We start from the raw sequence: 13,427 nt of genomic DNA, 5'->3' as shown, positions 1-13,427 counted from the left end.
TCAGCCGCCCAGGGTTTTCGCCGCCAACAGCACCGCCGCACAGATACCCACGGTCGCAAACATCTGCTGCAGTCGTGGCCCGGCCAGTTTGCTGGCGACCTGACGCGCCAGCAGCAGCCCGAGCACCGCACCGCCGGCAAACGGCGCGCCCACAGACCAATGCATGACGCCGCCAACCGTGGCGCTGACCACGCTGCCGGTCGACACCAGGGCGATCACCGCCAGCGAAGTGGCAACGATGCTCTTCATGTCCAGGTTGGTGTAACGGCTCAGCGCCGGAATGATCACAAAGCCGCCGCCAACCCCGAGCAACCCCGACAGCAATCCGGACATCGCGCCGGTAAACGCCAGGGCGCGGGCGCAGGGCAGAGTCCAGCGCAGGCGCCCCTGCAAGGGGTTGAGCACACAGGGCATGACCATGCGTTGGCCCAGTGGTGGCTGGCCACGGAGTTCGCGGTGCGCCTTGAGCAGCATGCGTGCACAGGCATAGACCAGCACCACGGCGAAAGTCAGAGCCAACGGCCCGTTCGGCAAGCGATGGGCAAGCATCAAGCCGAAGGGCGCAATCGCAATGCCGATCACCGCCACAAACAACGCCGCACGATAACGCACCAGACCTTGGCGCAGGCCCAACAGGGCACCCACCGCCGCCGCCATGCCGACGGCGAGCAAGCCGACTGGCGCCGCCTCGACCATCGACAAGCCCAGACCGAATACCAGCAAGGGTACGGCCAGAATGCCGCCACCGGCGCCGGTCAGCGCCAGCACCGCACCAATGATCGCGCCCAGCCCAGCCGCAAGAAATTGATGCTCGATCACCGCAGGCCCTCGGCGGCAACCCGCGGCTTGGCCAGCCACTCACGGCCCTTGAGCATGCAACGCCAGTACAGCGGTGGCAGGATCTGCGCCTTCAGAAGCCAAGCCAGGCGCGTTGGCCGGCGACCATCGAGCAGCCAGCGCGGGAAGCTCGGCGCTAGCTTGCCGCCATAGGTAAATTCGGCCAGCACGATCTTGCCGCGTTCGACAGTCAACGGGCAGGAGCCATAACCATCGTAGTGGGCGAGGTTGGGCAGGCGCCCCAGCGCCACCAGCACATTGTTGGCCACCACCGGCGCTTGCTTGCGCGCAGCCGCTGCAGTCTTGGCATTGCTGGTGTTGATGCCATCGCCCAAGGCGTGGATGTTGCCATAGCGTTTATGACGCAAGGTAGCCGGATCGACATCGATCCAGCCGGCCTGGTCAGCCAGCGGGCTGTTGCGAATAAAATCAGGGGCAACCTGCGGCGGCACCACATGCAGCATGTCGAAAGGTTGCACCCGGGTTTCGCTGCTGCCATCGGGCAAGGTGCGCACAAAGGTAGCGCGCTTGCCCGGGCCATCGACCGCCACCAGGCGATGCGCGTACTGCAGGTCTACCGCGTACTTGTCGATGTACTCCATCAAGGCCGGCACATAGTCAGGCACCCCGAACAGCACGCCACCGGCATTGAAGAACTGCGCCTGGATGTTGCCCAGCCGACCGTTGCGCAGCCAGTGGTCACACGACAGGTACAGGGCCTTTTGCGGTGCGCCGGCACATTTGATCGGCATCGGTGGCTGGGTGAACAACGCCCGGCCTTCACGCAGGTTCTGCACCAGTTGCCAGGTGTAGGGCGCCAGGTCATAGCGGTAGTTGGAAGTCACGCCGTTACGCCCAAGGGTTTCGCTCAAGCCCTCGATGGCATCCCAGTCGAGCTTCAGCCCAGGGCAGACCACCAGCTGTTCGTAACTGAGCAGTCGCCCGTCATTCAGCGTCACCGTTTGCGCCTGCGGATCAAAGCTCTCGACCCGCGCCTTGATCCACTGCACGCCGCCGGGAATGGTCGAGGCCATGGTGCGCGCCGTCGAAGGCGCCTGGAAGATACCGGCGCCGACCATGGTCCAGCCCGGTTGGTAATAGTGCACATCGGCCGGGTCGATGATCGCGACATCCAGCGAAGGGTCGCGGCAGATCAAGCTGGAGGCGGCAGCGACACCGGCAGCACCGGCACCGACGATCAGCACTTTATGGTGGTCGCCTTTCGGCACCTCGGCAGGGGAGGGTTGAGCAAGCATGGCAGGGTCCTTCTAATAATAATTCTGGGGTGAAACTCAGAGCACGTTGAGCGGGATCTTCAGGTAGCGCACTCCGTTGTCTTCAGGTTCAGGTAGTTGGCCGCTGCGCATGTTGATCTGCACCGAAGGCAGGATCAGCACCGGCATCTCCAGGGTGGCGTCGCGGGCTTCGCGCATGCTGACGAAGCTGTCTTCGCTGATGCCTTCACGGATGTGGATGTTGCTGGCGCGCTGTTCGGCCACCGTGGTCATGTAGCGCAATTCGCGGCCACCCGGCAGGTAGTCGTGGCACATGAACAGGCGCGTCTCGGCGGGCAGGGCAAGGATGCGCTGGATCGAGCGATACAAAGTGCGCGCACTCGCGCCAGGGAAGTCGCAACGGGCGGTGCCGTAATCGGGCATGAACAGCGTGTCGCCGACAAAGGCGATGCTTTGCCCGTCGACCTCCACCACGTAGGTCATGCACGCCGGCGTGTGGCCGGGCGTGTGCAGGGCACGTGCCTTGAGGTTGCCGATAGTGAAGGGCTGCTCGTCGTCGAACAGCACATCGAACTGGCTGCCATCGCGGGCGAAGCCGCCATCGGCATTGAACAGCGCACCGAAGACTTTCTGCACCTGGGTGATCTGGCTGCCAATGGCAATCTGGCCGCCCAGCGCCTGCTTGAGGTAAGCCGCCGCCGACAGGTGATCGGCGTGCACGTGGGTTTCGAGAATCCACTGGACCTTGCCGCCCAGTTCAGTCACCCGCTCGATCAGCTTGTCTGCCGAAGCACTGCTGGTGCGTCCGGACTTCGGATCGTAATCCAGCACACTGTCGATCAAGGCACAGTCACCACTGCTCCGGTCCATCAGCAAATAGCTGATGGTCGAGGTGACACTGTCGAACAGTGCCTCCACATACAAGTTGCCGCCGATGATCATTTACCACGCTCCGAATTCATCACAGGTGCCAGCTATCAAGCCTTGCTGGCAATGGACAGGCTGTCATCAAGATATGTGCCATCGAACCGGTAGGCTGTTTCCCAATGTTCGCGGGCTGCGTAGGGAAAAGCACTGCCAGACTGTCAGCATAGTTGGCAGTGACCTGGCAGCAGTTGGCAGTTTTTGGCAGTCCCTGGCAGCTTCAGTTAAGCTTCGCCCGAGCTTGCCCAGGTGTCGCCATGTCCTTCTCGTCCACTGTTGTTCCTCATCCTGCTGTGCAGGCTTTGGTGTCCTACCTCGAACACGACGCCCAGCCGACCATCGTGCTGGACACCGACTACAACATTCTTGCCGCCAACGCTGCATACCGACGCCAGTTCGGCATCGACGGCCAACCGCCCATCGGCGCCAAGTGCCACCGGGTGTCCCATCACTACGCCGTGCCTTGCGACCAGGCCGGCGAACACTGCCCGATGCGCAAGGCCTGGGACAGCCGTGTCCCCGAGCGTGTTCTGCATGTGCACCACACCCCGCGCGGGCCGGAACATGTGGATGTCGAGTTGCGCCCGATCCTCGATGAGCAAGGTGAGGTGGTGGCGTTCGTCGAGCGACTGACCCGCATCACCGTCGCCTCGGCGCAGCCCCAGCAACAAGGCTTGGTCGGCCGCTCAGCGGCGTTCCAGGAAGCACTGGCCAGCCTGCAGCGCGCGGCACCTGCGCAAATTCCGGTGTTGCTCCAGGGTGAATCCGGGACCGGCAAAGAGTTGTTTGCGCGCGCTCTGCACCTGGGCAGCCCTCGAGCCAGCGGCCCACTGGTGGTGGTCGACTGCACCGGCCTGACTGAGTCGTTATTCGAGAGCGAGCTATTCGGTTACGAGAAGGGCGCCTTTACCGGCGCCCATCAGCGCAAGATCGGCCTGGCGGAAGCGGCTCATGGCGGCACCTTGTTCCTCGATGAAATCGGCGAAGTACCGTTGGCGATGCAGGTCAAACTGCTGCGCCTGATCGAGTCTGGCAGCTTTCGCCCGGTCGGCAGCCTGCGTACGGTTCACTCCGACTTCAGGCTGGTTTCGGCGACCCACAAACCGCTCAAGGAAATGGCTGCAGCGGGCAGCTTCCGTGAAGACCTGTATTACCGCATCAGCGGTTTTCCGATCCGCTTGCCGGCATTGCGCGAACGGGTCGACGATCTGCCGTTGTTGATCGAGAGCCTGTTGCAACGGATGGCAGGGGCGGCGGCACCGAAGGTCAACCCAGATGCGATGAATCGACTGAGCTTGTACGCCTATCCTGGCAACATTCGCGAGCTGCGTAATATCCTCGAACGAGCGCGGCTGTTCGCCGACGACGGACTGATCCGTGGCGAGCACCTGCCTGCTGAGCTCGGTTCGAGACTTGAGCCGGCGCCAAGCATCAGCCGCCGCAGCAAAGACAACCTCGGGCAACTGGCCCAGGCCCTGGACAGCTTCAATGGATCACGCAGCGAGCTGGCGCGTCACCTGGGCATGAGTGAACGCACTTTGTACCGGCGCCTGCGCGAACTGGGTCTTTGAGACTGACGCAAGACAACCAACTGCGGCTTTTTCTTCTACGCTGAAACTGCTCACCCACCGCAGAGCGTTCCATGCGTCGATTGCCGAGTCGGTAACCAGGTGCCAGGACGCCTGACGTTCCGCTCTGTCTTTTCTGCCACAGGAGCATCGTCATGTCTTCCTGCCTTCACCGGGCGATCCTGCTCAGCATCGCCATGCTCGCGCTTTCTGGTTGTTTCGAAGAGGACGCGCAACCCAAGGCCACGGCTACGGCACCCGCAGCGGCTGCACCGGCTACACCAGCCGCGCCGGCGGCGCCGAGCGAGGCGGTGTTCAGCACCGAACAGCTTGATCAAATGCTCGCACCGTTGGCGTTGTATCCGGACGCTTTACTCGCACAAGTGCTGATGGCCACCACCTATCCAGGCAATGTCGCCGACGCGGTTGCCTGGTCCAAGGCGCATCCGAACGTCAGCGGTGATGCCGCGGTCAAGCAGGTCGCCGAGCAACCTTGGGACCCCAGCGTGCAATCCTTGGTGGCTTTCCCGCAGGTGCTGGCGACACTTGGTCAGGACCCGGTCTGGGTGCAGCGCGTCGGCGATGCCTTTCTCGCCCAGCCCGACGCGGTGATGAACTCGGTGCAGCGCCTGCGCGCCAAGGCCAAGGCTGCCGGGCACCTGGAGTCCAACGAACAGCAGACGGTTATCGTGCAACCATCAAGCGCCCCCGCAGGCGGCACGACCACGGTGGTACAAGGTGCCGCGCCGGCACAGACTATCGTTATCCAGCCGACCAACCCGCAGGTTGTATACGTACCAAGCTACAACCCCTCCGTGGTGTACGGCAGTTGGTCCTCGCCGTCCTACCCACCCGCGTATTATCCGCCGCCACCGGGGTATGCCATCGGCACGGCGTTAGCCTCCGGCCTGGCTTTTGGTGCAGGCGTCGCAATCGTCAATTCACTCTGGGGGGATTGCGACTGGGACGATCATGACGTCGATATCAACGTCAATCGCTACAACAATATCAACAACGTCAACCGCAGGCTCGATGCCAACCAGAACACCTGGCGCCATAATCCTGCGTATCGCGACGGCGTCCCGTACCGCGACCAGGCCAGTCGAGCCCAGTTCGACCGACGCTTACCCGGCAGTGCAGAGCGCACAGCCTACCGTGGTGACACCCCGGCCCGGGTCGAAGATCGCGCGCGAGCCCGTGAAACCCTGGCACAGCGCGGCATCGAAGCACCGGCAACCAGCAACCTTGAAGCCCGCCAACGGGTGCAGAGTGCCGACCGCGAGCGCGCCCAACAGCGCCTGGAAAAACAGGGCATCAACCCGTCCGGCAATGCACGCGAGCGTGCTCAGGTTGCCGACCGCCAACTGAAAAATGACGGTCAGGCCCGCCAGCGAGCACAGGCGCCGCAGAACAACCGCCAGCCTCAGCAGGCGGGGCGCAACCAACAAGTACGCCAGCAAGCCCGTCAGCAACATGTTAGCGCCCAGGCACCGCGCAACAATGCGTTGGCCGGTGTGCGCAACCCTTCGCAGTCACGCATCGCAAGCAATCGTGGCCAGCTCAGCCAACGCAGCGCCAGCCGACCATCTGCAGCCGCTGCGGGCCACCAGGTACAACGACCCGCGCGGATGCAATCCGGCGGTGGCGGCCGTCGCCGTTGAGAGGAGAATCAGTCATGAATGCTGCGAGCCGAATTGTGCTGGTTCTGCTGCTGTGCTGTACGTCCAGCAGCTACGCTCAGGAACATTTCCCACACCCCGAAGGCGCCGGCGAAGCACTGGTGCAGGCGCTTGGTAGCGAAAAGGCCGATAGCCAACTGTTGGCGAAATTGCTTGGCAACGACTGGGAGAGTTACATCCCGACCAAGAACATCGATCGCAAAGATGTCGATGCCTTTCTCGCCCTCTACAAGGAAAAACATCAGGTTCAGTCCGACAACCCGAAGCGTGCACATCTGGTCGTCGGCGACACGCCCTGGGTGTTCCCGATTCCCATCAGACGCAGTACTGACGGTTGGGCATTCGACACCAAAGCCGGCGCCGCGGAAATCCGCCTGCGCCGCATCGGACGCAACGAGCTCGCGACCATTCAATCAGTGCGCGCCTATCACGACGCGCAGATGGATTACGCCGAGGTTGATCGCAATGACGATGGGATACTCGAGTACGCGCAGAAACTCATCAGCAGCGACGGGCAGTTCGACGGTTTGTACTGGCCGCAAGAGGAGGGCGTCGAAGAAAGCCCGCTCGGACCGCTTTTTGGTGATACCGCAAAGGGCGATGATTGGCACGGCTACCACTATCGCATCCTCACTGGCCAAGGCCCTTCGGCGCCGGGCGGCGCCTATGACTACAAGATCGGTGATCACATGACCCGTGGCTTTGCCGTGATCGCCTGGCCGGCGGACTATGGCGACACGGGCGTGATGAGCTTCATGATCAGCCACGACGGCGAACTGTTCGAGAAGGACCTGGGCCGCGACAGCGCCAAGCGCGCTGCCGCGATTACCCGTTTCGACCCCGACAGCAGTTGGAGCGAAGTAAAGGACGAGGAAGAGGGGCGCTGAACCGAACAGCTCAACACAGGAAAAACAGCGCAACAAAAAGCCCGCGTGAGCGGGCTTGATGATGTTGCTTTACTTTGAACCTACAGCTGATCAGAAGTCCAGGTTGGACACCGCCAGGGCGTTGCTCTCGATGAACTCACGACGTGGCTCAACGGCGTCGCCCATCAGGGTGTTGAAGATCTGATCGGCAGCGATCGCGTCTTCGATGGTCACCTTGAGCATGCGGCGCACGGTTGGGTCCATGGTGGTTTCCCACAGCTGATCCGGGTTCATCTCACCAAGACCTTTGTATCGCTGGATGGTGTGGCGCTTGGTGCTTTCGGTCATCAGCCAGTCCAGTGCTTCCTTGAACTCGGTGATGGCTTTCTTGCGCTCGCCACGTTGCACGTAGGCGCCTTCACCCAGCAGGGTGCTCAGCTGTGCACCGAGGGCGGTGACGGTGCGGTAGTCGTTACTGCCGAAGAAGTCACGGTTGAAGGTGACGTAGCTGGCCAGGCCGTGAGAGGTGATTTCCACTTCCGGCAGCCAGACATTGCGCTCTTTGTCTTCGCGCAGGCTGGCCTTGTACAGCAGGCCGGACTTCTCGCTGGTGCGCAGACGCTCTTCGAATTTGCCCAGCCACTCCTGCATGGCAGCGTGGTCGCCCAACTGCTCCAGCGATACCGCCGGCAGGTAGACGAAGTGCTCGGTCAGCTCCTGCGGGTACAGGCGCGAGAGGCGCTTGAGGGTCTTCATCACGGTACGGAATTCGTTGACCAAACGCTCCAGCTCGACGCCGGAAACAGGTGGTGCGGATTCGTCCAGGTGCAGACTGGCATCTTCCAGAGCCGACTGGGTCATGTACTCTTCCATGGCGTCGTCGTCTTTGATGTACTGCTCTTGCTTGCCTTTCTTGACCTTGTACAGCGGTGGCTGGGCAATGTAGATGTAGCCACGCTCGACCAGTTCCGGCAGCTGACGGAAGAAGAAAGTCAGCAGCAGGGTACGAATGTGCGAACCGTCGACGTCAGCATCGGTCATGATGATGATGTTGTGATAGCGCAGCTTGTCGATGTTGTACTCTTCGCGGCCGATACCACAGCCCAGCGCGGTGATCAGCGTGCCCACTTCCTGGGACGAGATCATCTTGTCGAAGCGTGCTTTCTCGACGTTGAGGATCTTGCCCTTGAGCGGCAGGATCGCCTGGGTCTTGCGGTTACGACCCTGCTTGGCCGAACCACCCGCGGAGTCACCCTCCACCAGGTACAGTTCGGAAAGGGCAGGGTCCTTCTCCTGGCAGTCCGCCAGTTTGCCCGGCAGGCCGGCGATATCCAGCGCACCTTTGCGGCGAGTCATTTCCCGCGCTTTACGAGCAGCTTCACGAGCACGCGCGGCGTCGATCATCTTGCCGACAACGGCCTTGGCTTCGTTCGGGTTCTCCAGCAGGAAGTCGGAGAAGTACTTGCCCATCTCCTGTTCCACGGCTGTTTTCACTTCCGAGGACACCAGCTTGTCTTTGGTCTGCGAGCTGAACTTCGGATCAGGTACCTTCACCGAGATGATCGCGGTCAGACCTTCACGGGCGTCGTCGCCGGTGGTCGAAACCTTGTTCTTCTTGGCCAGGCCTTCCTGCTCGATGTAGTTGTTCAGGTTACGGGTCAACGCCGAACGGAAACCGACCAGGTGGGTACCACCGTCGCGCTGCGGAATGTTGTTGGTGAAGCACAACAGGTTCTCGTTGAAGCTGTCGTTCCACTGCAGGGCGATTTCCACGCCCACGCCGTCTTCGCGTTGAACACTGAAGTGGAAGACCTGGTTGACCGGGGTCTTGTTGGTATTCAGGTACTCGACGAACGCACGCAGACCGCCTTCGTATTTGAAATGTTCTTCTTTACCGGAGCGCTCGTCCTTCAGCAGGATGCCGACGCCGGAGTTGAGGAAGGACAGTTCGCGAATCCGCTTGGCCAGGATGTCCCAGCTGAAGTGGATGTTCTTGAAAGTTTCAGCCGACGGCTTGAAGTGGATATGGGTACCGGTGGTTTCACTGTCGCCAACGATTTTCATCGGCGCTTGTGGAACACCGTGGACGTAAGTCTGTTCCCAGATTTTGCCACTGCGGCGAACGGTGAGGATCAACTGCTCGGAAAGGGCGTTAACCACCGACACACCTACACCGTGCAGACCGCCGGATACTTTGTAGGAGTTGTCATCGAACTTACCGCCGGCGTGGAGGACGGTCATGATGACCTCGGCAGCAGATACGCCTTCCTCTTTGTGCACGTCGACCGGAATGCCGCGACCGTTGTCGCGAACACTGATGGATTCGTCTGGGTGAATAATTACGGTGATGTCATCGCAGTGGCCGGCGAGTGCCTCGTCGATCGAGTTATCGACCACCTCGAACACCATGTGGTGCAGGCCGCTACCATCATCGGTGTCGCCAATGTACATACCGGGACGCTTGCGCACGGCATCTAGCCCTTTCAGCACTTTAATGCTGGAGGAGTCGTACGTTTGATTTTCGCTCATGCCTTCACTCCCGATGGTCGTGGGTCTGGGTGATACGGCCCTGTTCCACGTGGAACAAAGCAACTGGCGTTTCCGTCTGCCAGCCTTCCCTCAATAATTCTTGATCTACACAGGTGATAAACACCTGGCAGCGTAAGTCTTCCAACAAGCGACAAAGTGCGCGGCGGTGCTGGTCGTCGAGTTCCGACGGCAAGTCATCCACCAGATAAATACATTGGCCGCGACGCGCTTGGCTAACCAGATGGCCTTGAGCAATACGCAATGCACAGACCACCAGCTTCTGCTGGCCGCGAGACAAAATGTCAGCCGCGTTATGGGCGCCGAGTCTCAGGCGCAGGTCTGCACGTTGTGGGCCGGCCTGGGTGTGGCCCATGTGCTGATCACGTTGCAGGGAGGAGGCGAGCACTTCACTGAGTTCGCGATCCTTGTCCCAGCCACGGTAATAGCTCAGGGTCAGCCCTTCGAGCTCGACCAAATCGCTCAGGGTTTGCTCAAAGACTGGCTTCAAGGCCTTGATGTAGTTGCGACGGTATTCATCTATTTCCGCGCTAGCCAGGCACAGTTCCCGGTCCCAGGCCGCTTGCGAAACAGCGTCAAGTGTACCATGCCGCAACCATGAGTTCCGCTGCCGCAAAGCCTTCTGCAGGCGTTGCCAAGTGGCCATGAAGCGGGGTTCCACGTGGAACACCCCCCAATCGAGGAACTGCCGGCGTATTTTCGGCGCGCCTTCGAGCAGGCGAAAGCTATCCGGATTGATCAGTTGCAGGGGCAGAATCTCTGCCAACTGGGCTGCACTGCGAGCATTCTGCCCATCGATGCGAATGGTGAACTCACCTTGCCGATCCCGCGAAATCCCCAGGTTGCTGGAACCGCCTTCACTTAACTCGACCTGGCCGAACACAGTACAAGCCAATTGCTCGTACTGAATCACCGGTGTCAGGCGGGTACTGCGAAACGAACGGGCCAGGCCCAACAGATGAACGGCTTCCAGCACGCTGGTTTTACCGCTGCCGTTGGCGCCGTACAGGATATTGATGCGGGGGGAGGGAGAGAAGGTCACCGGGTGCAGGTTACGCACCGCGGTGACAGAAACGCGACTGAGGGACATCTAGAGTCTGCTGGACAAATTACAGACGCATCGGCATGACAACATAAGCAGAGTCGTCATTGTCAGCTTCCTGCAGCAGGGCACTGCTGTTGGAGTCCGACAGGATCAGACGAACCTGCTCAGTGGTCATGACACCCAGGACGTCGAGCAAGTAGCTGACGTTAAAGCCGATTTCCAGCGAGCTACCGTTGTACTCGACGCTGATTTCTTCTTCCGCTTCTTCCTGCTCAGGGTTGTTGGCCTGGATCTTCAACTGGGCATTGGCCAGTTGCAGGCGGATGCCGCGGTACTTCTCGTTGGACAGAATCGCGGTACGGCTGAAGGCCTCGCGCAGTGCCTGGCGGTCACCGACCACCAGCTTGTCACCGCCCTTGGGCAGCACGCGCTCGTAGTCCGGGAACTTGCCATCGACCAGCTTCGAGGTGAAGGTGAACTCACCAGTAGTAGCACGAATGTGATGCTGACCCAGCACGATGCTGACCATGCCATCCGGCTCAGTAAGCAGGCGCGCCAGTTCGAGGATACCTTTGCGCGGCACGATGACCTGGTGGCGATCAGCCTGGCCGATATCGGCACGCATCGAACACATGGCCAGACGATGACCGTCGGTGGCGACAGCGCGCAGGGTGTCGGTGGACACTTCCAGCAGCATGCCGTTGAGGTAGTAGCGTACGTCCTGCTGGGCCATGGCGAAGCTGGTGCGCTCGATCAAGCGGCGCAGACGGCTTTGCTCCAGGTTGCAGGTCAGCGAGCCTGGGCCTTCTTCAACAGTCGGGAAGTCATTGGCCGGCAGGGTCGACAGGGTGAAGCGGCTGCGGCCAGCCTTGACCACGAGCTTCTGCTCATCGAGCTTGATGTCGATCAGCACGTCGTTGGGCAGGCTTTTGCAGATATCCATCAGCTTGCGCGCAGGCACGGTGATTTCGCCTGGCTCGGCCGGCTCTTCCAGTTGCACGCGGCCAACCAGCTCCACTTCCAGGTCAGTACCGGTCAGCGACAATTGCTGACCCTGTACCACCAGCAGTACGTTGGACAGTACCGGCAAGGTCTGGCGGCGCTCGACGACGCCTGCGACCAGTTGCAGGGGTTTCAACAGGGCTTCGCGTTGAATGGTGAAATGCATGGTCTAGTCCCTTGCCTTTAATAAGCTGCGCTGACGTTCATCAAGTCGTCAGAGTCCGCAGCAGGTTCTTGTAGTCCTCGCGGATATCCGCGTCGGATTCCTTGAGTTCGTTGATCTTGCGGCACGCATGCAACACGGTGGTGTGATCGCGGCCGCCGAATACGTCGCCGATCTCCGGCAGGCTGTGGTTGGTCAGCTCTTTGGACAAGGCCATGGCGACCTGCCGCGGACGGGCTACCGAACGGGAACGACGTTTGGACAACAGATCGGAGATCTTGATCTTGTAGTACTCGGCAACGGTGCGCTGGATGTTATCCACACTCACCAGTTTGTCCTGCAGTGCCAGAAGATCCTTGAGCGATTCGCGAATCAGCTCGATGGTGATGTCGCGGCCCATGAAGTGCGAGTGAGCAATCACCCGCTTCAGGGCGCCTTCGAGTTCACGCACGTTCGAGCGAATACGCTGGGCGATAAAGAAAGCCGCATCGTGGGGCAGGTCGACCTTGGCCTGGTCGGCCTTCTTCATCAGGATCGCTACCCGGGTTTCCAGCTCCGGAGGCTCTACCGCAACGGTCAGGCCCCAACCAAAGCGCGACTTCAGGCGCTCTTCCAGGCCTTCGATTTCCTTCGGATAACGGTCGCTGGTCAGAATGACCTGCTGGCCGCCTTCGAGCAGGGCGTTGAAGGTATGGAAAAACTCTTCCTGGGAACGCTCTTTACGGGCAAAGAACTGAATGTCATCGATCAGCAGCGCGTCGACCGAACGGTAGAAGCGCTTGAATTCGTTGATGGCATTGAGCTGCAGCGCCTTGACCATGTCGGCGACGAAACGCTCGGAGTGCAGGTACACCACCTTGGCATTCGGGTTCTTCTTGAGCAGGTGGTTACCCACAGCATGCATCAAGTGCGTTTTACCCAGGCCCACGCCGCCGTACAGGAACAGCGGGTTGTAGCCATGCTTGGGGTTGTCGGCAACCTGCCAGGCTGCGGCGCGGGCCAACTGGTTGGACTTACCTTCGACGAAGTTCTCGAAGGTAAAGGTGCGGTTCAGGTAGCTGGTGTGCTTGAGCGCACCTTCGACCTGCACGGTGCGTTGTTCGGTGCGGCCACTTGGAGCTGGCGCGGCGTTGGCCTCGCCCATGGAATCGAAGCTGTCACGCGAAGGCGCTTGCTCGACTTCTGCCACCGGTGCCGGCGCTGCAACAGGTGCGGCGACCGGTTCGCTGACCACCGCGGTTTGGGCAGCCTGGGCCTGCGAGGCGGCGACGGCTGCAGCCAGCGGCGCATTGGGTGCGGCACGTGGTGCCGAACTGCGTCTGCTACCTATTAATAAGGAAAGGGCAGGCGCAATACCGTTGCCGTGTTCACCCAGCAGTTCGAGCAGACGGCTCAGGTACTTTTCATTGACCCAGTCGAGAACGAAACGGTTAGGCGCATAGACGCGCAACTCGTCGCCTTCGGCTTCGACCTGTAGCGGACGGATCCAGGTGTTGAATTGCTGGGCAGGCAGTTCATCGCGCAGAAGCTCCACGCACTGCTGCCAAAGTTCCACTGACAC

The 13,427-nt window shown here is 60.9% G+C and carries 10 protein-coding genes; 3 read left to right on the top strand and 7 right to left on the bottom strand.

The features are described from left to right. Genes LOY54_RS00050 through LOY54_RS00040 form a run of 3 tightly spaced genes read right to left on the bottom strand, consistent with a single transcriptional unit; the run spans nucleotide 1 to nucleotide 3,014 of the window. Nucleotides 1-819 (bottom strand): sulfite exporter TauE/SafE family protein, encoded by an 819-nt coding sequence (locus tag LOY54_RS00050; protein WP_093377741.1) that lies wholly within the window; start codon nucleotides 817-819, stop codon nucleotides 1-3. Further along, nucleotides 816-2,093, bottom strand: coding sequence for an FAD/NAD(P)-binding oxidoreductase (locus LOY54_RS00045; protein ID WP_195885357.1), 1,278 nt, complete (start codon nucleotides 2,091-2,093; stop codon nucleotides 816-818). Before LOY54_RS00045 ends, LOY54_RS00050 begins: the two co-directional genes overlap by 4 nt. Before the next feature lie 36 nt (nucleotides 2,094-2,129). Continuing rightward, nucleotides 2,130-3,014 carry an MBL fold metallo-hydrolase gene (locus LOY54_RS00040; RefSeq protein ID WP_045199380.1) on the bottom strand — a complete coding sequence of 295 codons (885 nt, stop codon included), beginning with the start codon at nucleotides 3,012-3,014 and terminating at the stop codon, nucleotides 2,130-2,132. A gap of 239 nt (nucleotides 3,015-3,253) precedes the next feature. On the opposite strand from LOY54_RS00040, the gene LOY54_RS00035 reads away from it, so the two are divergent. From LOY54_RS00035 to LOY54_RS00025, 3 genes are all read left to right on the top strand, one after another. Beyond that, nucleotides 3,254-4,567 carry a sigma-54-dependent Fis family transcriptional regulator gene (locus LOY54_RS00035; protein ID WP_258608699.1) on the top strand — a complete coding sequence of 438 codons (1,314 nt, stop codon included), beginning with the start codon at nucleotides 3,254-3,256 and terminating at the stop codon, nucleotides 4,565-4,567. A 152-nt stretch (nucleotides 4,568-4,719) separates the two neighbouring features. Further along, nucleotides 4,720-6,225 (top strand): DUF3300 domain-containing protein, encoded by a 1,506-nt coding sequence (locus LOY54_RS00030; RefSeq protein ID WP_258595636.1) that lies wholly within the window; start codon nucleotides 4,720-4,722, stop codon nucleotides 6,223-6,225. A gap of 14 nt (nucleotides 6,226-6,239) precedes the next feature. Continuing rightward, complete coding sequence (locus LOY54_RS00025) at nucleotides 6,240-7,130, top strand: DUF2950 domain-containing protein (RefSeq protein ID WP_258608698.1); 891 nt, start codon at nucleotides 6,240-6,242, stop codon at nucleotides 7,128-7,130. A gap of 90 nt (nucleotides 7,131-7,220) precedes the next feature. Here LOY54_RS00025 and gyrB read toward each other — a convergent pair whose 3' ends face one another. Genes gyrB through dnaA form a run of 4 tightly spaced genes read right to left on the bottom strand, consistent with a single transcriptional unit; the run spans nucleotide 7,221 to nucleotide 13,427 of the window. Next, nucleotides 7,221-9,638, bottom strand: coding sequence for a DNA topoisomerase (ATP-hydrolyzing) subunit B (gyrB, locus tag LOY54_RS00020; RefSeq protein WP_045199388.1), 2,418 nt, complete (start codon nucleotides 9,636-9,638; stop codon nucleotides 7,221-7,223). 4 nt (nucleotides 9,639-9,642) lie between these two features. Further along, entirely contained in the window at nucleotides 9,643-10,746 is a 1,104-nt protein-coding gene (gene recF / locus LOY54_RS00015; RefSeq protein WP_010222707.1) for a DNA replication/repair protein RecF, read from the bottom strand. Between the two features lie 19 nt (nucleotides 10,747-10,765). Next, nucleotides 10,766-11,869 (bottom strand): DNA polymerase III subunit beta, encoded by a 1,104-nt coding sequence (gene dnaN / locus LOY54_RS00010; protein WP_038997897.1) that lies wholly within the window; start codon nucleotides 11,867-11,869, stop codon nucleotides 10,766-10,768. A gap of 40 nt (nucleotides 11,870-11,909) precedes the next feature. Continuing rightward, the gene (gene dnaA / locus LOY54_RS00005) at nucleotides 11,910-13,427 is read right to left on the bottom strand and encodes a chromosomal replication initiator protein DnaA (protein ID WP_093377769.1); all 1,518 of its coding nucleotides are present in this window, start codon (nucleotides 13,425-13,427) and stop codon (nucleotides 11,910-11,912) included.

Source organism: Pseudomonas sp. B21-032 (assembly GCF_024748965.1).
In the GTDB taxonomy this organism is placed as follows: domain Bacteria; phylum Pseudomonadota; class Gammaproteobacteria; order Pseudomonadales; family Pseudomonadaceae; genus Aquipseudomonas.
This window is presented reverse-complemented; position numbering and strand designations above follow the sequence as displayed.